Annotated in this window: 20 protein-coding genes and 3 pseudogenes; 17 read left to right on the forward strand and 6 right to left on the reverse strand. The window is 40.7% G+C overall.

The window, feature by feature from the left end; genetic code table 11:
* The first annotated feature begins 407 nt into the window (after nt 1-407).
* From ACFFRD_RS00160 to ACFFRD_RS00215, 12 genes and pseudogenes are all read left to right on the forward strand, one after another.
* Nucleotides 408-1463 (forward strand): annotated as a pseudogene (locus ACFFRD_RS00160) (IS630 family transposase).
* Nucleotides 1464-1663: 200 nt separating this feature from the next.
* Entirely contained in the window at nt 1664-2743 is a 1080-nt protein-coding gene (locus tag ACFFRD_RS00165; protein ID WP_392476046.1) for a WD40 repeat domain-containing protein, read from the forward strand.
* A 125-nt stretch (nt 2744-2868) separates the two neighbouring features.
* Nucleotides 2869-4764, forward strand: coding sequence for a DUF3370 family protein (locus ACFFRD_RS00170; protein WP_392476047.1), 1896 nt, complete (start codon nt 2869-2871; stop codon nt 4762-4764).
* Nucleotides 4765-5054: 290 nt separating this feature from the next.
* Nucleotides 5055-5294 (forward strand): hypothetical protein, encoded by a 240-nt coding sequence (locus tag ACFFRD_RS00175; RefSeq protein WP_163939136.1) that lies wholly within the window; start codon nt 5055-5057, stop codon nt 5292-5294.
* Entirely contained in the window at nt 5291-5749 is a 459-nt protein-coding gene (locus tag ACFFRD_RS00180) for an HNH endonuclease (protein ID WP_392476048.1), read from the forward strand. Before ACFFRD_RS00175 ends, ACFFRD_RS00180 begins: the two co-directional genes overlap by 4 nt.
* A 401-nt stretch (nt 5750-6150) precedes the next feature.
* Nucleotides 6151-6624 carry a hypothetical protein gene (locus ACFFRD_RS00185; protein ID WP_392476049.1) on the forward strand — a complete coding sequence of 158 codons (474 nt, stop codon included), beginning with the start codon at nt 6151-6153 and terminating at the stop codon, nt 6622-6624.
* A 253-nt stretch (nt 6625-6877) separates the two neighbouring features.
* Complete coding sequence (locus ACFFRD_RS00190; RefSeq protein ID WP_392476050.1) at nt 6878-7480, forward strand: hypothetical protein; 603 nt, start codon at nt 6878-6880, stop codon at nt 7478-7480.
* Between the two features lie 82 nt (nt 7481-7562).
* Nucleotides 7563-8630 carry a WD40 repeat domain-containing protein gene (locus tag ACFFRD_RS00195; RefSeq protein ID WP_392476051.1) on the forward strand — a complete coding sequence of 356 codons (1068 nt, stop codon included), beginning with the start codon at nt 7563-7565 and terminating at the stop codon, nt 8628-8630.
* Between the two features lie 177 nt (nt 8631-8807).
* A complete protein-coding gene (locus tag ACFFRD_RS00200) occupies nt 8808-9275 on the forward strand; it encodes a DUF6985 domain-containing protein (protein WP_392476052.1) in 468 nt (155 codons plus the stop codon).
* Between the two features lie 288 nt (nt 9276-9563).
* Nucleotides 9564-12080, forward strand: a complete 2517-nt coding sequence (locus ACFFRD_RS00205; RefSeq protein ID WP_392476053.1) for a molybdopterin-dependent oxidoreductase — start codon at nt 9564-9566, stop codon at nt 12078-12080.
* 51 nt (nt 12081-12131) lie between these two features.
* On the forward strand, nt 12132-12629 hold the full coding sequence (locus tag ACFFRD_RS00210) for a GNAT family N-acetyltransferase (RefSeq protein WP_392476054.1): 498 nt from the start codon (nt 12132-12134) through the stop codon (nt 12627-12629).
* A 67-nt stretch (nt 12630-12696) separates the two neighbouring features.
* Nucleotides 12697-12798, forward strand: a pseudogene (locus ACFFRD_RS00215) (HU family DNA-binding protein); the annotation flags it as partial.
* Between the two features lie 219 nt (nt 12799-13017).
* Here ACFFRD_RS00215 and ACFFRD_RS00220 read toward each other — a convergent pair.
* Nucleotides 13018-13710: a class I SAM-dependent methyltransferase gene (locus ACFFRD_RS00220; protein ID WP_392476161.1), complete on the reverse strand. Its 693-nt coding sequence runs from the start codon at nt 13708-13710 to the stop codon at nt 13018-13020.
* Nucleotides 13711-13803: 93 nt separating this feature from the next.
* Here ACFFRD_RS00220 and ACFFRD_RS00225 point away from each other — a divergent pair, with 93 nt between their 5' ends.
* The 4 genes from ACFFRD_RS00225 to ACFFRD_RS00240 all read left to right on the forward strand — a co-directional run bounded on the left by ACFFRD_RS00225 (nt 13804) and on the right by ACFFRD_RS00240 (nt 16575).
* The gene (locus ACFFRD_RS00225; RefSeq protein ID WP_392476055.1) at nt 13804-13968 is read left to right on the forward strand and encodes a hypothetical protein; all 165 of its coding nucleotides are present in this window, start codon (nt 13804-13806) and stop codon (nt 13966-13968) included.
* Between the two features lie 463 nt (nt 13969-14431).
* Nucleotides 14432-15679, forward strand: coding sequence for an alpha-L-fucosidase (locus ACFFRD_RS00230; protein ID WP_392476056.1), 1248 nt, complete (start codon nt 14432-14434; stop codon nt 15677-15679).
* Between the two features lie 91 nt (nt 15680-15770).
* Nucleotides 15771-16046 (forward strand): HU family DNA-binding protein, encoded by a 276-nt coding sequence (locus ACFFRD_RS00235; RefSeq protein ID WP_392476057.1) that lies wholly within the window; start codon nt 15771-15773, stop codon nt 16044-16046.
* A 196-nt stretch (nt 16047-16242) separates the two neighbouring features.
* On the forward strand, nt 16243-16575 hold the full coding sequence (locus tag ACFFRD_RS00240; protein ID WP_392476058.1) for a hypothetical protein: 333 nt from the start codon (nt 16243-16245) through the stop codon (nt 16573-16575).
* Here ACFFRD_RS00240 and ACFFRD_RS00245 read toward each other — a convergent pair.
* Together ACFFRD_RS00245 and ACFFRD_RS00250 are read right to left on the reverse strand one after the other, a co-directional pair.
* Nucleotides 16508-16867, reverse strand: a complete 360-nt coding sequence (locus ACFFRD_RS00245; protein WP_392476059.1) for a hypothetical protein — start codon at nt 16865-16867, stop codon at nt 16508-16510. The two genes, ACFFRD_RS00240 and ACFFRD_RS00245, sit on opposite strands and share 68 nt — an antisense overlap.
* Before the next feature lie 191 nt (nt 16868-17058).
* Nucleotides 17059-18420 carry a TrpB-like pyridoxal phosphate-dependent enzyme gene (locus ACFFRD_RS00250; protein ID WP_392476060.1) on the reverse strand — a complete coding sequence of 454 codons (1362 nt, stop codon included), beginning with the start codon at nt 18418-18420 and terminating at the stop codon, nt 17059-17061.
* Between the two features lie 88 nt (nt 18421-18508).
* Between ACFFRD_RS00250 and ACFFRD_RS00255 the strand changes: the two are divergent.
* Nucleotides 18509-18697 (forward strand): annotated as a pseudogene (locus ACFFRD_RS00255) (hypothetical protein); the annotation flags it as partial.
* A gap of 133 nt (nt 18698-18830) precedes the next feature.
* On the opposite strand, the gene ACFFRD_RS00260 reads toward ACFFRD_RS00255, so the two are convergent.
* From ACFFRD_RS00260 to ACFFRD_RS00270, 3 genes are all read right to left on the reverse strand, one after another.
* The gene (locus tag ACFFRD_RS00260) at nt 18831-19634 is read right to left on the reverse strand and encodes an SDR family NAD(P)-dependent oxidoreductase (protein ID WP_392476062.1); all 804 of its coding nucleotides are present in this window, start codon (nt 19632-19634) and stop codon (nt 18831-18833) included.
* A 154-nt stretch (nt 19635-19788) separates the two neighbouring features.
* A complete protein-coding gene (locus tag ACFFRD_RS00265; RefSeq protein ID WP_392476063.1) occupies nt 19789-20688 on the reverse strand; it encodes an alpha/beta fold hydrolase in 900 nt (299 codons plus the stop codon).
* Between the two features lie 6 nt (nt 20689-20694).
* The gene (locus tag ACFFRD_RS00270; protein WP_392476064.1) at nt 20695-21087 is read right to left on the reverse strand and encodes a hypothetical protein; all 393 of its coding nucleotides are present in this window, start codon (nt 21085-21087) and stop codon (nt 20695-20697) included.
* Nucleotides 21088-21196: the final 109 nt, after the last annotated feature.

Raw genomic sequence — 21196 nt, forward strand, 5'->3', positions numbered from 1 at the left:
TATTACTTATTATTTTTGTATGCAACATACCTGACTTTATTAATTAAGTAGTTATTTTGGATCTAGCAGAGGATATATTTTTGAGTTAGCCTGTCAAAAGTGAAAAAGTTTTTTCAAGTTGGATAAGCATCCAATCCATTTTCTTTGACACCAAGCAGCCCCGTTAAAGTAGCGACACCGGACAGCCCGTCGTAGACATCGCTCTTAGGCAGGTTGTAATCCATCGCCTAAGAGGAATAAATTCTCACGAGTGATTGCCGAAAGCCCTACTGATGCAGGCTATTGGAGTGATGAATGGTATATTATTTATTCAAGTTAATCAGGAGAATAAGTAAGTCGGCGCGAAAAAACCAAACTATGTAAAGATAAGTAAATACGGAGAATGCATCTACCGAGGTGACAAAGATATGGGCGCTCGTTTAAGGGTGTTTTTGACTCGCGATCAAGATAAAACTCTATTAAACCTAAGAACTGCGGATGCACCACAGAAAGTCAAAGACCGAGCAGAGATAATCAGGTTAAATGCACATGGCTGGTACGTGGAAAAAATAGCCGCCCATTTTAACTGGACTCCACAAACAGTGAGAGAAGTTTTACATAAATGGGAAAAGCTTGGTATACAAGGGCTTTGGGAAAAACTTTCTTCGTGGCGGAAAACCAAAGTGCAAGGAATCAGACATAGTTTTTTTGGAAGAATGCCTGAAAAAGGAACCACGCACATACAACAGTCTTCAACTAGCCCAAAAATTAGAAAGCGAGCGCCAAATTAAACTGAGTCCCGATAGATTAAGACGGGTACTCAAAAAAAGGGGATCATTTGGAAACGAGCCAGAAAGAGTCATAAAGGAAAACAAGACCCTGTAATACGGGAAAAAAAGCAGGCAGACCTAGATATGCTGGAATTATCTGCTGCTGCTGGAGAAATAGACCTGAAGTATTTAGATGAATCAGGGTTTTGTGCATGGAGCGAACCGGGTTACACTTATTACCCGCGAGGTGAGCAAAAACGTCTGGAACAAACCCAGCGTCGTGGTCGCAGATTAAGTATTATCGGATTTTTTCAACCAATAATAAGCTTTATTTACGGTCTGGTTATCGGAGGTGTTAACAGAAAAGCTTATATCGAGATGATGGAGCAAGAAGCGGCAGATGCCCAAAAGATAGGGCGCATCAGGGTAATAGTGCAAGACAATGGTCCGATACATCGATGTCTTCAGGTACAGCAGTTATGGGCAAAGTGGGAACAAATGGGTTTGTACCTCTTCTTTTTGCCGAAATATTGCTCTGAAATGAATCCGATTGAATTGGAATGGCAACACCTGAAAAAACATGAACTAGCGGGAAAAATGTTTGACGACGAGTTAGAACTTGCCTATGCCGTAATTGATGGTGTTAAAGCTAGAGGAGAAAAAGGAAACTACAGTACACATCGTGTTAAATTTAACTCCCATGACTCTGGTTAAGATTTTGTTACATAGTTATAAATTTTCCCGCCGACTTACTTATACCTCGATTAAGAACAGGAAACTAGAAAACTGTCAATTTTTCTGGAATAGAAAGTAGGCTCATTGAATTAATAGTAGGGAACAAAGAAAAGATTTGCTAGTGACATTAGAAAACAAGGTTTATTAACTTGACTCCTTACAGTTTCAACAAGATCACCATGAAATTACCCATCCTATTTAAAACCCTAACTTTACTTAGTTTTTTCCTGCCTATACCCTTTAGTATGATTGCCAATGTTCCGGTTATAGCAAATACACTTAATACTCCCACAAATACTGAACAACCAAAGCGGTTGAAACTAACTTTATCAGGACATACTGCACCTGTGCGTGCATTAACCCTTTCTCCTAGCGGTCAAGTTCTTGCTAGTGGTAGCGATGATAAAACAATCAAGCTTTGGAATGCTACTACAGGTGCATTGCTTCACACTTTAACTGGACACCATGAGGGCATTAAATCAATAGTATTTACTCCAGATGAGCAAACTTTAATTAGTACCAGTTTCGATAACACTATCAAATTTTGGAATACGCAAACAGGCTCAGAAGTTCGCACGATTTCAGAAAAAACAGGGGTGAAAGCAATGTTGTTGACCCTAGACGGACAAACTTTAATCAGTGGTAGCGGCGATAACACTATCAAATTTCGGAATCTCAAAACTCGAAAAATCGACCGGATACTCAAAGCAGGAACAACAGCACTTGCAATTACTCCTGATGGTAAAACTCTCTTAAGCGGAGGTGAAAATGGGGGAAGAATTCGGGTTTGGAGTCTGGTAACAGGTAAACAAATAGGCAGCTTTACCCCACCACTGCCCAAAAAAGAAGACCTAATCATCGGGGGCGAGCGTGCATCAGCCCCGATTACGCTTGCTGTTAGTAATGATGGGAAAATGCTCTTGTGTGGTGGATACGACGATAGTTTTCAATCTGGTGGAGTTAGAAGCACAGATGGTAAAAGTTTCAAAGCTTGGGACTTGACAACAGGAAAGCTAGTTCATGATTTATCGTTGGGTACGAGTATCGATGCGTTAATTATAAGTCCCGATAGCAAGACATTTATTGCTGGTGGTTTAGGCAGAGAAATCATATTACGCGACATCAAAACAGGGAAATCAGTCATGGAGCTTACCGGACACGCAGGTGGAATTTATGGACTGGCAATAAGTAGTGATGGCAAAATTTTATATAGCGGTAGTGGTGATAAATCTGTTAAAGTTTGGCAGATAAAACTGTAATTCGTCAGCTAAAGGCTACAAATTACAAGATTACACGACGAGAGTAGCAACGTAGATATAAATATTGGGAGATGATGTATTAGCTTTCTGGTTTCTGTTCATTATAATTTGTTTACTAATGCTCAATGCTCTTGAAAAAAACTTTATTAGTCGTATTTCTCTTAACTCTATCAACCCCCAACGCCCTAGCATTTTCCGACACCGAAAGCTATTGGGCAAAACATTGTATCCAACAACTAAAAGAGCGTAAACTAATTACAGGCTACCCTGATGGTAGTTTTCGCCCACAAACAACAGTGACACGCGCCCAAGCAGCAGTGTTAATGCTAAATGCTTTTCCTGATTCACCAGTGAAACGTACATCTGCGTCTTTTAAAGATGTACCTGCTGATTATTGGGCAAATAAAGCAATTTCTACCGCTTACCAAAAAGGATTTTTTTCTGGTTATCCTGGTGGGATTTTCCAGCCAAACCAACCAATTCCTCGTGCCCAAATCATTGGTGTTGTAGCTGGGGGGAAAAATTACAGCCCTTTACCTAGCCCAATGCAGACATTACAAGAATATTTTAACGATGCGGGGCAAATACCTAACTATGCCCAAAATGCGATCGCATCAGCCACGATTAATAGTATTGTTGTCAATTATCCCAATGTCAAACAGCTAAAACCACTACAAAGCGCGACTAGAGGGGAAGTTGCGGCTTTAATGTGTCGGGCGCTAAATATTTACACGGTTCCCCCACAATATATTGCTGGAGTCGAAGTAGACAGCCAAGAAATACGTCCTTTACCAGGAAAACTTGATATTATTCCCACCTTCAACAGTAATAGTCCTGAACTGGTGACAACTGAAGGAATTTTACTATCAACTTTTCCCCTAGATGGGAAACAAGTACATGAAGCACATTTAAATTATCCCTTTGAAGGCAGATTTGACATATTTGCTCATCATATCGTCAGGGCAGAAACACCAGCCCAAAGCCGCACTGTATACCAAGGGATAATTGTACATAATCCGGGAAATGAACCTGTGATAGTGCAAGTATTACAAGCAGCTAGTTACCTTACCAAAGAAGCACAATTTATTGCTTTAGCTGATATGGTTGAAAATCCCCAAGGTACAGTTTACTCTGGGCCAGGCGATCGCACAATGAATGATGTACTGCGGGGAGTTCGGCAAGAGATTTTTCCCGAAAAGCTGGTGATAGAACCAAAAGAAACTCAAATCCTAGCAAATTTACCAATACCGGTACAGGCTCCTTCTTCTAATGGTCGTACTACGATGATGCGCTTGACAAGTAGTAGTCCAGTTTATATCGCAAATTTAGTCAAAAATAGTAATATTTCACCTACTTTAGGCGAGTGGCAAGAGCTTTTGGATACAGGTAGTTTAGCAGGAAAGCGTGACCCCATTCCAACACCTCTTGACCCTCCTAGAGAACCAACAGTATTTAGTCGCGTCGCTGGTGTATCTCAAGGAACGCAATGGAAAACACAAATTACGGACAATTCCAATGTTTCCGAGTTAACAATACCCTCACCAGGAAAGGCGTTTTCCTATCCTTTGGGAACTGTACATTTAATTACTCTTAGCACTGGACAAATTCAAAGTGCAGCAATGTTAAAACGTTATCCTGATACGGCCTACTTTGCTCACAGTAACTATGGTGTTGAGTACAATCTAACTTTGCCTCTAAGAAATATTACGAATGAAACCCAGACTATAACTGTGTCAATACAGACTCCTGTGAAGGATGAAGGGGGAACAGATAGACTGCTATTTTTAAAACCAGGTGTAGAACAAATATTCTTTCGGGGAACGGTGCGGGTTCGTTACATCGATGATAATGGTGTGGAAAAGACGCGCTATGTGCATTTGGTACAGCGTCGGGGACAAAGGGGCGAACCATTGGTGACACTGAAGATATTGTCGAGTGAAAAGCGACAAGTACAGATAGACTTTTTGTATCCTCCAGATTCTACGCCACCACAGGTTTTGACGGTGAGAACAAAGAGGTGATTTAGGATTTAGGATTTAGGATCAAGTCTCGTGCTTTACGCAAAAAACGAATAGTCTTAAAGTTGGCATTACAAAGGATAGAGGTCAGCATCAGCTAGCTTGTTACAGACGGCAACCGCGAATTTAAATAGATGCTTTGGAGAAAAAGACAAGTCTACTTGCATTACAGAGGTACGTAATCTTACATTAATTGCTTACCTTTTATCAACTGACATTCAAACTAAAGCAGTTAAGGAAGATTCACTGTTAAAATACCACCAGTCCGCTAAATTAAACGAGACATACAGCTTATGATTACTCAAATGATGGTTCAACCCTCATTCTGGGTAGATTCTGGAATCAAACTCAGTAAAGTTAGGGACATACATTTGTTTAAATTTACTGAAGAATTACAGTCTCGACTCGAAGAATTATCTGAGAAAAAGAAAGCTGGATTGCTAACCACAGAAGAAGATGCTGAATTGGCAGGCATATTGGAACTAGATAGAATTTTTACCTTGCTTAATGCCAAAATCATTTCTGAATCATGACAGTTAATGATGCAACCAAAAAATTAGTCAGACAAAGAGCAAAATTTCTTTGTGAATACTGTCATTCTTCAGAAGAAGCAAGTGCTGCTCTATTTTCTATTGACCATATTGTACCCCAATCTCTTAAGGGTTCGGATGACCCTGATAACCTGGCGTTAGCTTGTCAGCGTTGTAACGGATATCGCTATAATTTCACCACTGGAATTGATCCAGATACAGGACAGATGCTACCTCTATTTAATCCACGTCAGGAAAAGTGGTCAGACCACTTTATTTGGTCAGCAGATGGTCTAAAAATTATTGGAATTAGTTCTGTAGGACGAGCTACAAGTAATCGTTTAGACCTCAATGATCAACGTCATAATGAAGGCTCTATTGTCAAAGCTCGTCGTCTTTGGCTTAAAGGTGGTTGGCATCCACCGGATGAAGATCCGCGACAAATAAAAGAGTTTTGATTTGCAATTATTTCTTTAACTGTAGAAGTGCATCGCTCTCTTGGGCAAAGGGTAGTCCATCACCTAAGAGCAATCGATTCTCACGAGTATTGCCGAAAGCCCTGCTGATGTATAGGCTATTGGAGTGATGAGTGGCGTGCTGGTGGGAAATCTGGCGTGAAGATTGGGTTTGGGAGCTTTTGTGTTAGAAAAGCTACTGCTGAGGGAAAACTTAAAGTAAGAGCCTGTCAAGAAACAACTTTTACAATTTATTATCTGGAAAGCTTTCTGAGAAAGCATTTCTAGCTCAAAAGAGGCAAGGTTGTTACTTGACAAGCTCTAAGACCCTGTGTTGAATAAACTAAGAGGATTCATATTACAAATTATCGAGGTTTTATTCTCAGTCAGCAACCTCAATCAACATGAAAGTATTACCCGACAATAGCTTTACGATTTTGACACCTGATGAATTGCCTATAGTTCTGCAACGGCTGAATGCACAAGTTGAACCGACAAAAGCATTTAGATTCTCTAAGAAACACCTCCCTTATCAAGGAAGCATTTCGGAATCAGGGTTTCAAATCAGTCGCATAATTCACTACCGGAACTCATTTTTACCAGTGATTCGAGGACGCTTTGAAGTAGAATCTCACCAAACCTTGATTCATGTACAAATGAGGATACATCCTTTTGTGATGGCATTTTTAGGATTCTGGTTTTTATCCTGGTATGGTGCAGTCGTTCCTATAACCTTAACAGGTGCTATGCCTCATCAAATGGCTGCAATATTTGTAGGGATGCCGATGTTGATGCTGATTATATTTGGTGTAGCTTTTTGGTCAGAAGCAAATCGCAGCCGCAGTGAATTAACTCAAATTATTCAAGGACAAGTATAAGTAACCTGTTTGGGAATTAAATTGTAATATTTTGTTCATTTAAATAGTTTTTATAGTGTTATTAGTATTATCTAGTTTTTACGTTTTATTTATAATCCCATTATTGAAAATGGATAAATTTCATACTTTGATAAATAAAATACTATTAAAGATGTAATCACCCGCTTAATTAAGAGAAAAAACCTACCAGATTACAAGATAAATACTAACTTTGAAAAGTTTTTCTGATTTTTAGAAAATTCTAGAGGTAAATATGATTAAACGCATAAAAGGATTGTTTTTGACTGCAATTTTGACTGTTTTCTTTATTGGAGTAACTGCTACTCATGCAAAAGCGGAGACTTACCTTGCTGGAGAATTTACAATTACTTTGGATGATGGAGAAAATGGCAAAACCTACAGAGGTTGTGATGCTCAGGGGAAATGTATAAATTTAGAAAATGGAACATCTTGGCGTGATAATGGTTATCGGGGTATTACCTGGGAAAATGGCGATTATACTTATTCAGTTTCCTGGCGTGAAAATGCCAATGAAGGAATGTATTTGAATATTTACAACAAAGATAAGCAGATATTACGCCGTCAACTAGTAGAGACAACTGAAAATGTAGGAACTCTCAAGGGTGTAACTTATTGTGATGTAGTGAATATTACATCTGGGCAACTGGCACTTCGTGATAGCCCGAATGGACAATCTAGGGCAGGTCTTGATAATGGCAATAATGTTTTGTTGAAGAAACAAGAGGGTATCTGGGCTTATGTAAGTGTCGTTCAAGGGCCCAATACTAGAATTAATGGTTTGTCAGGATGGGTTAATTCAAATTATCTACATTGCACCAAAGAACCAATTGATTAACTAAGATTTGATTTGCTCTATTTATAAGCGATCGCGTCCCATCCAATGGGAACTATGTTATGTAATTGCGTTCCTTGGCACCATGAAATTATTGCATTTTCTCAAATCCAGACCAGTCATTATAGTTTTAGCAATTGCAGTAAACATCACTGGTATTGATGTACATTCTTCTAGTTCAAATCTTCCCATAGGCAAGAGTACAATTACTCAGTCCCAACTACAGATTCAACTTGTTCACACACTGACTGGGCATAAAAAAGTGACTTTTGGTGTTCGAGCCGTTGCGATTAGCTCTTCGGGGGAAACCCTGATTAGTGCAGGTAGAGATGATAGAATTAAATTCTGGAATTTACGTACTGGGAAATTGTTGCGTAGTTTAGACGCTCACTCAGATGGTGTTACTTCAATTGCGATTAGTCCAGATGGCAAGAGAATTGTAATTGGTGGGATAAGCACCCCAACAATGAAGGTTTGGGATTTACGCACTTTCCTTATGCTAAAGAGCGACAGTGGGCATACCCAACCGATAGAAACCGTTGCAATTAGTTCAGATGGTAGATTTATTGCTAGTGGCAGTGACGATGGCACAATCAAGCTTTGGGATTTACACACGCTTAAGTTGCTTGATACCATTACTGGACACTCAGGATTCGTGAGTAAAGTTGCATTTAGCCCTGATATGCAAACCCTTGTAAGTGCTGGGGGTGGCGATGATAATACAATTAGGCTGATTGATTTGCAAACTAAAAAAACACGCTATATTCTCAAAGGACACAAAACTGGAGTTGATGCTATTGCCATTACTCCAAATAGCAAAAAGCTTGTTAGTGGTAGTTTTGGTCAGCTAGTTTCTCGAAATCGTGCAATTAGTACTCTGAAATTATGGAATCTTCAAACTGGAAAACTGCTGCATGAGTTTACTGATAATTTTAATTCAGTTGAATCTCTTGCTATTAGCCCCGATGGAAAAATTCTGATTTGCGGCAATTATGATGGCAGTATTAAACTGTGGAGCTTAGAAACTTTAAAGCCGTTGCATACCTTTCAAGATGGTTCCAGTTCTGTTTTAGGGCTTGCTTTAAGTTTGGATGGTAAAACCCTCGTTAGTAGCAATGAAGATAGCATTATACATATTTGGCAAATTAAATAACTGCATTTGCGCTATTTTGGGTGAATGGGAACTCCTAAAAGGAGAAGCTGGTTATGGATACAGAACTTAACTTTACTATCGATATTCTCGCTCAAAAAGTACAACTAATTTCAAAGTAAAATTTTTACTAGTTTTTAGAGTTGCTAGGGAAACCCAGAATAAAGGTAATATCTGAAGATGATGGAATCCCCAAGAAGTTGTTATGATGCTGAGTTTGGACAGATGACATTGGAAGATAACTACTGGACTTTAGCACAATGTGCTGTTTTGGGCGATCGCCGTGTACCGATTTGTGTGGATTTTGAACAGGGGCAGATTGGGGAACTTTCATTGCTTCAGCGTGAAGCTATTCGGCAGGCTTTAGCCTTGCCACCCGATGTGTTACGCATTACTGCTCCTCTGGTGCTGCAAAATTATAATGTATATCGTGACATGATTGGAGATGAGTCAATGCCTGTGTTGGCTAATCCGATTCAGGTCTGGGATCAGGTCACTTTCTCATATATCTATGTGGAGTATGACCTAGATATTGCTACCTTTAAGTTGATAGCTGAGTGTGACTGGGACCCAGAACACGGCTTAGAAGTACGCTTTCGCAATGGAGTAGCAGACGATGCAGATCAAATAGGTGAAACAGGACGGTAAAGACTATATAGCTTGGCAAAAAGCCGTGCTGAATTGAAGCATTGCGCTTATATACTGCGATCGCTGCTGATTTTTGGGAATTTTAAAATAGCGTTGCAATTTTGGGGAAAGCGAACTACTAGTCATCACCAGGGCATAACACAGCCAAAGCAATAGATGTGGATTGAAAAACGCACAATATTATTATATTGAGTTATTCAAATATGTAATATCTATAATCAGAGGTAGCTAAACTCACCTACATTTGTGAAATGCTGTAATCAGTGCGATTGTAGACAGAGCATCTCCATGACATCAAAAGGCAGAAAAAAGACCTCACGGCGTGGTTTTCTCCAAGGGGCGGCTATTAGTACAGCAGCTTTAAGTGCAGCAGAGTTACTAAAAAAAGAAGTGGCAGATGCTGCAAGTCCTGGACAGGATCAGGCAATCCCTCTCCAAAGTACTGAATTTGATTTTATTCAGAAATCGGCTGCCCTAGAGCCAGACAACATTGTAAATAGTGCTTGTCAATTCTGCAATTCTTTGTGCCGATTGAAAGTTCATCTCAAAGACGGACGCATCATAGATGTGTTAGGTGAACCAAATGACCCAGTACAGGCTGGTGGCTTTTGTATTAAGGGGCCAATGATGACCCAGCTAGTCTACAATCGTTTTCGCTTGAAAAGCCCAATGAAGCGGGTTAGTGGAAACAAAGGTGACAGCAATTCTAAATTTGAGCCAATTTCTTGGGATGAAGCACTTTCAATTATAGCTAGCAAGTTTTTGGCACTTAGGGATGCAGGTGAAGCTAGAGCGATCGCGAACAAAACCTCTGGCAGGCTCCCACGGGGGACAGGCTCTCTGGTCGGACGCTATTTTAGTATGCTGGGCAGTCCTAATAATACCGATGTTGGGCCTGTATGCAACGATGCAGGTGGCAATGCTTTGGCATGGACATTTGGCTTGGGTAATTTTACAAACGGTTACGGAATCGATGATGCGACTAAAAAAGAAGACTTAGGATCTGCCAAATTCTTTCTGTTTTTAGGTACGAATCAAGCAGAAACCCATCCTGTAACCTTTGCCTATCTTCTCAGAAGTCGTGTTCAGACCAAAGCCAAATTAGTAGTTATCGACCCGCGCTTGACTCCTACAGGAGCGCAAGCTGATGAGTGGATTGCACCGAAACCACACACTGACTTGGCTTTGGTTTTGGCAATGCTCTATCACATTGTGACTAACAATTTATACGATACTGGCTTTGTAAAACGATGGGTATTAGGTTTTGACGAACTGAAAAATCACCTAAAAAGCTTCAGCTACACACCAGAGTGGGCAGCCAAAGTGACGGATGTTCCAGCATCAAAAATTAGGTCGATAGCTGAGGCTTATGCCAAAACTAAGCCTGCTGCGATTTTCTGCAACGCTGGGATTTCTCATCAATTGGGGGCTTTTGACACTTACCGTTGTTTGACATTCCTAGCCGCGATTACAGGCAATATTGGTATTCCTGGTGGTGGTTGCAATTTCATGCACAATACCTGGCCAGGGGAATTGAAGTTGCCAGCGATTATTGGTAAAACACCTAGCAAAGATATTGCACTACCAGTCGGGCCAGATTATTTTGCAGAATCGATCATTTCAGGTGAACCTTATCAACTCAAAGCGATCGTTACTCAGGGGAATCCTTTATTGGCTTGTTCAGACACAATTAAAGTACAGCAGGCTTATCGGCAATTAGAATTTTATGTTTACACTGGATTGTTTATGGAAGAATCAGCCTACTATGCTGATATTATTTTGCCCGTAACCAGTGGTTTTGAAATGGAAACCGTTTATATGCGGCGGGATGATCGAGCAATCCGTTGGCAAGAACAAGTGGTTACTCCGGTAGGTGAGTCCAAACCAGATTGGCATATCTGGATTGATTTAGCACACGCCACAGCGAAATTAGACAAACGCAATCCGCCTGAATACTGGAGGGACAACTTTCCTGATTCTTGGAAAGACTATCGTCATCTGTGGGCAACTTTTGTAGCGAATACTCCAGGAATGGGAGGTATGACCCAACAGAGACTATCTCAAAGAACAGAACCCTTGCGTTGGCCTTGTCCCACAGTAGATCATCCTGGTGTCAGCACACTTTACCTAGATCATGCATCTTGGTATGAAGCCGCATCAGCTCTTAACCCTGATAATATTGGTAAGCGATTTCTAACTCCCAGTGGAAAAGTAGAAATTTATACTCCCCAATTACAAAGTCGGCTAGCTGAGGCTGGACACTCTGCTTTACCAAGCTTCTATACCCATCCAGAGGTAATAGGTAAGCATCCTACCATTGAATACACATCTGAGTTGGTAAAAAATCCTGTGAATCCACAGGCACTGACTCAAAACATTAAATTAGGAAAAATCTCTTCTGGGAAAGTACACAAGCAGTACCCACTGATGGGAATAACTGGCAGATCGAGTGTAGTTCATTTCCACTCTGTAACTCACTGGACTTATACAGGCAAGCAAATGAATGGTGTTCGCTTAGTACAAATCCATCCAGAGGCAGCAAAAAAAGCAGGCATTAAAAATGGTGATGAAATCATAGTTGAAAGCCCCAGAGGAGCAATCACTGGCACTGCATTGGTTTGGTCAGGAATTCGAGAAGATACTATTTTTGTCCCTGGCTGGTTCGGGCCTGGGCAGAAAATGGCAGAAGAGTTTGGAACTCCCTACTATGAGTCAGTTAATATCTTGATAGATAAACAATATTATGACAATCTCTCAGGACAGCAGGCATTTAAATGTTTTGCCTGCCGAGTCAAAAAAGCATAAGGATTACTTGTTCTTTGATTTTGAGTATCTCCCCACTTATTTCAACCAAATATGTGTCTCAATGATATCGTGATTGCTCGTGCCACCCTCAGCGATGTTACTGGAATTCTCAAGTTGGCGCAAGCCAATGACGCAGAACATGGTGGTATGTTGTTAGGTCATCTTGAGCCAGAGGCAGTGATGATGACCATATCTAAAATGCCGGGCATTGTAGCCCGCAAAGATGGGCAAGTTGTAGGATTCTTACTCAGTTGGTCAAAGGCAACTGCTAATTTACCAATTATAACGGTAATGTTACAAGTCTACGCTGGTACAAAAGATTCTTACTTATATGGCCCCATCTGTGTTGATGAAACTATGCGAGGGCAAGGTATTGCTGCGGTAATGTTTGCTAAATTGAAAGATTTTTTACCAGAACGGGAAGGGATACTGTTCATCAAGGCAAACAACAAAGCATCACTTCAGGCACATCAAAAGATGGGTATGTGCAAGATGGCAGAGTTCATCTATGAAGGCACTGAATTTTTGGTATTCGCCTATAATGGCTAACTACTTGATAGGTTTGGGTGATTCGAGCGACGCGTAGCTTGCCGCCTTCGGCATCGCTTTTAAGAGCGAGGGGCGTAATCCGAAAACCAATGAGCCAATGACTATTCCAGCGACCAAAGTGCCTGCATTCTCTGCTGGGAAACAGTTTAAAGAAAAAGTAGCACCATAAATGAATTGCTTTACTACTAGCAATCCAATCACTGCAAAGCCACAATCGATTAATTCAACTATCGAATCGACTGTGAAACTTTGACTGCTTCTTGGTTTGACTGCTTCTTGGGGAGTAATGTTACTGCAATTAGACAATTCTGGCATTGACTTGGGTTCAAAAAGAAGTTGCAAATTACTTGACCTTTGAATAACAGCAGAGGAAGTCGAGCATTAATTACTACTTGCTCAGAGAATTATGTCTTCTATATTCAATCCGAACTTGTTTAACCTCAATTTGCCCAGGCTCTAAAAACACAAGTTGCTCTACTTGGTATAACCCTAAATCTTTAAACTGTGCTAATTCTGAGTTAGATAATGGCCAAGGTGGGCCCGAGGGTTCAGCTTCTGTGTCTCGAACACGAGTAATCATCAACAGTGTTCCACCAGGAGCAAGTACAGAGGTAACTGAAGAAATAACCCAAGAACGAACATTCAAAGGTAAAGCTTGAATATTGCGACATTCAAAAACAAAGTTAAAAGCTTGATGCCATTGTGAGGGAATTGCTAATAAATCTGCAACTATATAGTTGACAGTTGAATTAGGAAATCGCTCTTGGCACCAAGCGATTGCTGTCGGTGAAATATCAAAGGCGGTTACTTCAAACCCCAGATTTACTAAAGCTTCAGCATCGTCTCCCAAGCCACAACCAATTACTAACGCTTTTTGCCCAGAAGCGAACGGTTCATGATTCGTCAACCAATCTTGTAGATAAGGATGAGGAGCTAACTTAGCCCAAGGAATTTGTGCTGTGTCCCCTTTGGCTTTGGCATATAAAATTTCAAACCATGCCGAGGGGTCTGATTTTTGTAACGTTTCTGTGGCTAGCTGTTTAATATAAAACTGTAAATTTTCCGGTTGTTGCTCCAACATAAAAATCGACACCACTCCATTGTCAATTATGGCAGTCTATACCAGTTGAACTGAAAATCATAATTGCAGGCTAACTTACGTGAACTAAAAGTTGTGAATGATCTTTTTGATTGTGCCTCCTCAAAGCAAGCATCGGTTTACAGTCCTAGCCAAGATGAACCAAATACCAATTACCATTCACCATTAGGTGCATTTGTAAATCTTGCTTCTACCGTGCAATATAAAACTGCCCTGGACAAAACCCAGAGCAGTTTTTGATAGAAGTAAATTATATAGGAGACTTTTAGTGTTGTCCCCGGTTTATCCATAGTAGATACCGTTATATAATACTATTCACCTCAAGTTTCGTGCTTTACGCAAAAAATGAATAATCTTGAAGTTGGCATTACAAAGGTTAAAAGTCAGCACAAGCCAATGTATTGCAGACGGCATCCGCTTCTCTACTGTCTACCTCTGATTTTCCTCGATTGGGCTAGGACTTACAGATAGGGAGCGATCGCACTAAGATGGCTCACGACCTCAAAAACGCTGTAAAAATGTCTCTATAATTGGAGCGATTGCTCTCAAAGGCGTGATTAGTCAATATAGTATTTTAAGGCTATTCGGTGTCGCATTTTCACCTCCGCCAACAAATAATAACAACCAAAACCTGTATATGTACTAAGATGCTCTTGGGAGCTATTTCTCCTTCTCTTTTGCAGAATTATTGCCAAATTTCACCATGATGAATAACTGGTTTGACACAGCTCGATTGGGGATGTTTATTCATTGGGGACATAGTTCTCAAATGGGATGTGAGTTATCTTGGCCGTTAGTTGGGGGTGTATTCAGCCTACCTTTTTGCAAAGATATTCCAGTTGATAAATATCACTACACAGCTAATACTTTCAATCCACAGCAGTACAATCCTCAAGAATGGGCAGATTTAGCAAAAAGTCTAGGAATGAAATATGCCATATTAACAGCCAAGCATCATAATGGTTTTGCCCTATTCCATACCAAAGAATCAGACTTTTCAATTGCATCTGCACCTTACAAAAAAGATATTGTACGTGAATATGTCGAAGCGATGCGCTCTGTAGGATTGCGTATTGGTCTTTATTTTTCGCTTAGTGACTGGCATCATCCTGACTATCCGGCTTGGAGAGAGGCAGATAAACCTTATCGCTTTGACCAACTCCCTCAACCGACAGCGCAACAGTGGGAGCGATATATCCAATTTATGTTCAATCAGATACGAGAATTATTGACCAACTATGGTCAAATTGACATCATTTGGTTTGATGGAAGTTGGGAACGCACTCCAGAGCAATGGCAAGCTCAAAAATTAGCAAAAATGATTCGTGATTTACAACCGAATATTCTCATTAACGATCGCCTACCCAATTGTGGAGACTTTGAAACTCCTGAGCAGTTTATTCCTCCTCACCCACCTGCTCATCCTTGGGAAACCTGTCTGACTATTAACGAGAGTTGGGGATACAATTCAGATGATTGCAACTTCAAATCGTCTCGTCAATTGATTCATACAATGTGCGAAATAGCTGGCATTGGAGGCAACCTCTTGCTTAATGTTAGTCCAATGGGTAATGGACAAATTCCTCCTGAGCAGTTAGAGCGTCTCAAAGATATAGCAGATTGGATGGAGAGTCACTGTGAAAGTATACTGGATACAACCCCAGGATTAGAACCCTGGCAATTTTATGGCCCCTCAACTCGTAAGGAAAATCGCATTTATCTACACTTATTAATGAAACCTTACGAGACAATATCAGTTAGGGGTATACCAATAAAACGAGTAAAATCGGTGTTTGTTCTTGCTGACGGCACAGCACTAACCTACACAAGTCGCTGTGCAATTATAGATTCTATTCTTAATCCCAATCCGTTAGGAGAATTAACAATTGATGTACCTGAATCAATAATTAATCCATACGTTACAGTGATTTGTATTGATATTGATTCTTAAGTAATTAATGTAAATTCATTTCTTTTTACCCTTTACCAATCAGAGATGCTAATGCTACATTTCTCTTATTTGCAATGCTTCAGGGTGATTTATGAACAAAGGTGAACTAGTGGATGCTGTAGCAGCAAAGACCAACATCACAAAAAAGCAAGCCGATGAAATCATCAGTGCTTTTTTGTCAGTTGTTACTGAAGCTGTAGCTAATGGGGATAAGGTAACGCTGATTGGGTTTGGCTCATTTGAGCGGCGCGATCGCTCAGAACGCGAAGGGCGTAATCCTAAAACGAATGAGCCAATGACAATTCCGGCGACCAAAGTGCCTGCGTTTTCTGCTGGGAAACAGTTTAAAGAAAAAGTAGCGCCATAGATGAATTGCTTTGCCACTAGCAATCCAATCACTGCTTCCTCTGTAGCGTTCGCAGTTCTCAAGGCAACGCTAGAGGGAACGTGAGTCGTTGAATTGCAGATGTAAAAAAAGCGCGATGGCGTAACCGCCCGCTAAGAATGCGATCGCTGCATTTATTTTGGGCATTCTGAAAAGATAGCGTTTACTAAAGAAAGTAATGTTTAAAGGATTCGGTGGCCCAAAAAAGAAAGCAGTACTTGAGGACAATGAACTGACCACAGGGATTGTTCAGCATCCAGTTACGGGACTTTGGCAGACATGGATATCATTTACAGGTAATGATATTCAATGTATTACCGCCCATGCGAACCCTGATGATGCTGACCGGGTAGCGAAACAGATTGCTGATGCTTGGAGTGAGGGGAAATATAAAACTGGGGAAGAGGTAACAGCTTTTATCGAATCACTGCCTACTGATGCTGTCATAGACCCATTGCCCCAAAATATTGTGATGCAATTAAGTCAACAGGCATTAAGCGCAAGGAAGTAGTTAGAGCGATGGCTACGCCAACGTCTGCGATGAACGCTCTAAACAGTATCATCCATCCGCACTCTGGATTTTGACAGTCCCAATGCACCCGTGCTGACCAGTCCCGGTCAAATTCAGCACTACACCGGGGGCATCTACCTGTAAACATCGGATGCCAGTCAAGTAACTCCAGCTTTTGCTGTTGCGTCCACCGTTCTTGTGGTTGCACAATCAACTCGCCGTTGTAATAAATGGCTCCTTCTGGTTCCCATAGTTCTACTGGTTCGGCGTTGGGGTTTTCTCGAAAGTCCAAGCATCTGTCAGCAACTGATCCATTAGGGTGAACGGTACAGACAAGGTGAGGATTATGTGAGTATAAGAGACAGCAATCGCACTCTCTTTAGTTTCGCCATAGTATCAGTTTACTGCCTGTTTCAAGCAATCGCTTGTTGGTTAAACTGTATGGTTGTTTCGAGCGTCACAAAGAAAAAGGGAATTGTTGGGTCACGAATCAACTACAGGTAATCCTGCCAGGGCCATTGCCACTTCTTCTGCACTATATTCAGTATCAACAAGCCGTCCAGCTTGATAATCGATATAAGCTTGCATATCAAAATGTCCATGACCGCAAAGATTAAACAGGATAGTTTTGCTTCTTCCTTCTTGTTTGCAGAGCAGAGCTTCGTCAATTGTTGCTTTGACAGCATGATTAGCTTCCGGTGCTGGCAAGATTCCTTCAGAAGTCGCAAAAGTTAATCCAGCAGCAAAGCAAGCGAGTTGGTATTCAGCACGTGATTCAACTAATCCCAAATTCACAATATGGCTAACAAGGGGAGCCATACCGTGATAGCGCAAGCCTCCAGCATGAATTCCTTCGGGAACAAAACTACTACCTAAAGTATGCATTTTGGTAAGTGGGGTTAAGTGGGCAGTATCACCAAAATCGTAAGCATATTTTCCACGAGTCAATGATGGACAAGCAGCAGGTTCGACAGCTATTACTTGTATATCTCGTTCTCCTCGCAGTTTAGCACCGAGAAATGGGAAGGCAATTCCGGCAAAGTTGCTACCGCCACCAGTGCAGCCAATAACAATATCAGGATAATCTCCTGCCATTTCTAATTGAGTCAATGCTTCTTGACCAATCACAGTTTGATGTAGCAGTACATGATTGAGAACACTACCTAAAGCATACTTAGTTTGTTCATCAGCAGCAGCTACTTCTACAGCTTCACTAATAGCAATCCCCAAACTGCCATTACTATTGGGATTTTGTGCAAGAATTTTACGTCCGGCTTGGGTTTGAGTACTTGGGCTAGCAACGACCCTCGCGCCGTAGGTTTCCATTAAAGCTCGGCGGTAAGGCTTTTGCTGGTAGCTAACCTTTACCATATAAACTAAGACTTCTAAACCGAATAGCGCACCAGCAAAAGCTAGAGATGATCCCCACTGTCCGGCTCCCGTTTCAGTAGTTAGCTTTTTGACTCCAGCTTGTTTATTGTAGTATGCTTGGGCGACCGCAGTATTGGGTTTGTGGCTTCCAGAGGGGCTAACACCCTCATATTTGTAGTAAATTTTGGCAGGTGTATCTAAAGCTTGTTCTAAACGACGGGCACGATAAAGAGGAGTTGGTCGCCACTGGCAATAAATAGAGCGGACAGCATCTGGTATTTCAATCCATCTTTGTTGGCTAACTTCTTGCTCAATCAGTGCCAATGGAAACAAAGGTAATAATTCATCTGGTGTAATTGGCTTACCAGTACCAGGATTTAAAACTGGTGCTAAGGCTTGTGGCAAGTCAGCTTGGATGTTGTACCAAGCTTTTGGCATTTGGTTTTCAGTGAGAACGTATTTAATCGTGTCCATATAATTAGGTTATGCACAACAGTAAAATTGTACATTTACGATTCTCCAAGAAAAAAGTTAACTTTTATTGTTCTTCAAGAGGTTAGTTATGACAAAAGAATATATGGAGTCTTTAGAGGCAATTGTTGATCAATTAACATTAGCCGCAGTTCTAGAAATGTTAGAACGGATCAGTCATAAAAAAGCAGAAAATCTCAGAAATCATTGGAAAGATGAGACTTCTGCAAAGCTTTGGGATAAAGCTGCTAGACAGATAGAACAGATAAATATTGATATTGAATTAAAATTTTGGTTGTATTGCAAAGCTGTAACGTTGCCTTACAGCCGTTCTCAAGACGGCGCTGTTCGCATTCGGGTATCCTGCGGCAGACGTTAGCGCAGGCATCACTGTATTAAATAGAAGCTGTGATTTATGGCAGGTTCAACCGCTTGCGGGCACCAAATCGAAACAGGTTATCAGGCAATATTGCTTTCAAGCGAGGCAACCATTGTGCCTCATTACCAACACGATACCGTAATCGTGGGGAACGGCTACGAGCAGCAAAGACAATTGTCTGTGCAACTTTTGTTGGATCATCGCCCTGTGCAATTGCTTGAGTGACAGTTGAGCGAATCACATCACGTACATTGTCGTAATCAGCATAATTGAAGGTGGGTGGTAACATGGCATGGTTGAAGTTAGTCTTAAAGTAACCAGGCTCAATTAAAGACACTTTAATATTGAACGGGTCTAGCTCCACACTCAGTGCTTCGCTATAACCTTCGAGGGCAAATTTACTTGCACTGTAAAAACCTTGACCGGGTGCGCCAATCAATCCTGCGACTGAACTGATATTGATAATATGTCCACTTCTCTGCTGTCTCATAACTGGCAAAACAGCGTTGGTGAGGCGGACAACACCCCAAAAGTTGGTTTCAAAGATTTCCTTGGCTTGTTGTAAAGAAGTTTCTTCCAGCATACTGGCATGAATTTGTCCGGCATTATTAATCAGTAAATCAATGCAGTTAGTCCGTGTGAGCAACTGTTTGATACATAATTGCACTGAGTCATCAGAGGTAACATCGAGCGTTAACATTTCCACATCACCTGATGCTGGATGTGACTTGCGACTGGTACCGAAGACCCAATAACCTACAGCAGCAAGCTTTTTAGCAGTTAATTGCCCAAATCCAGATGATGCTCCTGTAACTAACACGACCTTTTTATCAGTCATCTATTTTCCTTTTTAGAATATAAATACGATTTCATATAACTTTTTATAGCTAAAGAAAGATTTGATTTTTGTATCAATTTATCTGTTCTACACTAGCTTAAGTGCAGAATAGCTAAATTATACCTAGCGGAACTTTTAAAATATCCTCTTAAGCTCAATTAAAATTCCCACTATTCAGAAAGTGTAAAATATGTTGAGATGTGATTTGTGGCTGTTCAATTTGAGGGGCATGACCGCAATTTTTGAGTAATATTAGTTGAGAGTTGACAATAGATTGCTGAAATTTTTCTGCATCTTCAGATGGCAATATATCATCAGTTTCTCCCCATAAAATGAGTGTTGGTTTGTCAACTTGGGCAATTGTATTTGCTAATTCACTATAACCACCAGATTTTACATAAGAAATCATGGCATCATTCCAACCAGGCATTTCTTGGTGTAACATGGCGCATTGAATAGCCAAAAGTATTTTGGTATCTAGATTAGGTAAGATACTACATATATTTAATGCCAAGATGTGGCGTTGACGTAGATATTCCACAGCCAAAAAATCAAAAGGAGGAAACAAGTATTTGGTAAAGACGGGAGAACTAGTGTAACCTAAACTATTAATCAATATTAATGATTTTACAACTTGAGGGTAAGTAACAGTAAAATCAATTGCAGTTGCACCTCCCATTGATGCGCCCACTAGTGTTATCGGTCTGTTGATTAAAGTTTTCCAAAAATCGTAAAGGTGAATTCTGATTGTAGTTGGACTGTAATTTATTTCTTTTTGCCTTTGTGTAAAGCCAAAACCTAACAAATCTACTGCCCATGTTTCATTTTGAGTAGCAAGTAATGGCAACAGAAGACGGAACTCTAGGATGGAACTGTCGAAACCGTGTAGCAGCAGAATTGGTGTTCCCCCACTACCTTTTTTAATATAGGTTGTGAGGATTTGGTTTTGGCTCAGGGAGGTTGCAAGAGCAATTCTCTCAATACTTTGGGCAAAAGCGATCGCTTTTGGGTCTGTTAATTGAATAACTTGTGATGGGAGAAAATTAGTCAACATTACTTTTCACTCCAAACTAATTTTCCACAACCCATCTAGCGCATTGGATTGTTGCAATTGACTATCACTGCTGCCAAGCCAATTATTGTCATACACCAAGCCAAGACTGAACGTGCTACTTACAAGATATTGCCCTATTTTTCCAAAACCTTCAATATTGTTTGAGTCAGTAATTACCTGTTGGTTCAACTGTATAGTTGTTTGGTTGCCGTCATCAAAGTAAATTGTGGCCCGCTTGTTGTGAAAGCTGACCTGAACTTTGTAAAGACCACCAGTTGCATAATAGTAAGCTCTAGCAGGCAGCTTTTGACCATCAATATTTTGCCCTTTGAACTCAACTGCCATTGCAGGCGTGCCTAGCAGCAACAAGGTTGGTAGGACTAACCTTAAAACTTTCATTGGTACTAACAATCACTTTCAATGAAACTATTTTCTACTTTAAAACATAAAAATAATTTGTGAGTTAACTAGCGATCGCTTGGCCGAAATTGGGAATCCTAAAAGAAGT

Origin of the sequence: Nostoc sp. C110, from assembly GCF_043099725.1 — a bacterium.
Classification (GTDB): Bacteria; Cyanobacteriota; Cyanobacteriia; order Cyanobacteriales; family Nostocaceae; genus Nostoc; species Nostoc muscorum_A.

Bases quoted from the DNA above. Each gene is read 5' to 3' on its own strand.
- ACFFRD_RS00165 (WP_392476046.1), top strand. From the start codon at position 1,664: ATGAAATTACCCATCCTATTTAAAACCCTAACTTTACTTAGTTTTTTC.
- ACFFRD_RS00170 (WP_392476047.1), top strand. From the start codon at position 2,869: ATGCTCTTGAAAAAAACTTTATTAGTCGTATTTCTCTTAACTCTATCA.
- ACFFRD_RS00175 (WP_163939136.1), top strand. From the start codon at position 5,055: ATGATTACTCAAATGATGGTTCAACCCTCATTCTGGGTAGATTCTGGA.
- ACFFRD_RS00180 (WP_392476048.1), top strand. From the start codon at position 5,291: ATGACAGTTAATGATGCAACCAAAAAATTAGTCAGACAAAGAGCAAAA.
- ACFFRD_RS00185 (WP_392476049.1), top strand. From the start codon at position 6,151: ATGAAAGTATTACCCGACAATAGCTTTACGATTTTGACACCTGATGAA.
- ACFFRD_RS00190 (WP_392476050.1), top strand. From the start codon at position 6,878: ATGATTAAACGCATAAAAGGATTGTTTTTGACTGCAATTTTGACTGTT.
- ACFFRD_RS00195 (WP_392476051.1), top strand. From the start codon at position 7,563: ATGAAATTATTGCATTTTCTCAAATCCAGACCAGTCATTATAGTTTTA.
- ACFFRD_RS00200 (WP_392476052.1), top strand. From the start codon at position 8,808: ATGATGGAATCCCCAAGAAGTTGTTATGATGCTGAGTTTGGACAGATG.
- ACFFRD_RS00205 (WP_392476053.1), top strand. From the start codon at position 9,564: ATGACATCAAAAGGCAGAAAAAAGACCTCACGGCGTGGTTTTCTCCAA.
- ACFFRD_RS00210 (WP_392476054.1), top strand. From the start codon at position 12,132: ATGTGTCTCAATGATATCGTGATTGCTCGTGCCACCCTCAGCGATGTT.
- ACFFRD_RS00220 (WP_392476161.1), bottom strand. From the start codon at position 13,710: ATGTTGGAGCAACAACCGGAAAATTTACAGTTTTATATTAAACAGCTA.
- ACFFRD_RS00230 (WP_392476056.1), top strand. From the start codon at position 14,432: ATGATGAATAACTGGTTTGACACAGCTCGATTGGGGATGTTTATTCAT.
- ACFFRD_RS00235 (WP_392476057.1), top strand. From the start codon at position 15,771: ATGAACAAAGGTGAACTAGTGGATGCTGTAGCAGCAAAGACCAACATC.
- ACFFRD_RS00240 (WP_392476058.1), top strand. From the start codon at position 16,243: ATGTTTAAAGGATTCGGTGGCCCAAAAAAGAAAGCAGTACTTGAGGAC.
- ACFFRD_RS00250 (WP_392476060.1), bottom strand. From the start codon at position 18,420: ATGGACACGATTAAATACGTTCTCACTGAAAACCAAATGCCAAAAGCT.
- ACFFRD_RS00260 (WP_392476062.1), bottom strand. From the start codon at position 19,634: ATGACTGATAAAAAGGTCGTGTTAGTTACAGGAGCATCATCTGGATTT.
- ACFFRD_RS00265 (WP_392476063.1), bottom strand. From the start codon at position 20,688: ATGTTGACTAATTTTCTCCCATCACAAGTTATTCAATTAACAGACCCA.
- ACFFRD_RS00270 (WP_392476064.1), bottom strand. From the start codon at position 21,087: ATGAAAGTTTTAAGGTTAGTCCTACCAACCTTGTTGCTGCTAGGCACG.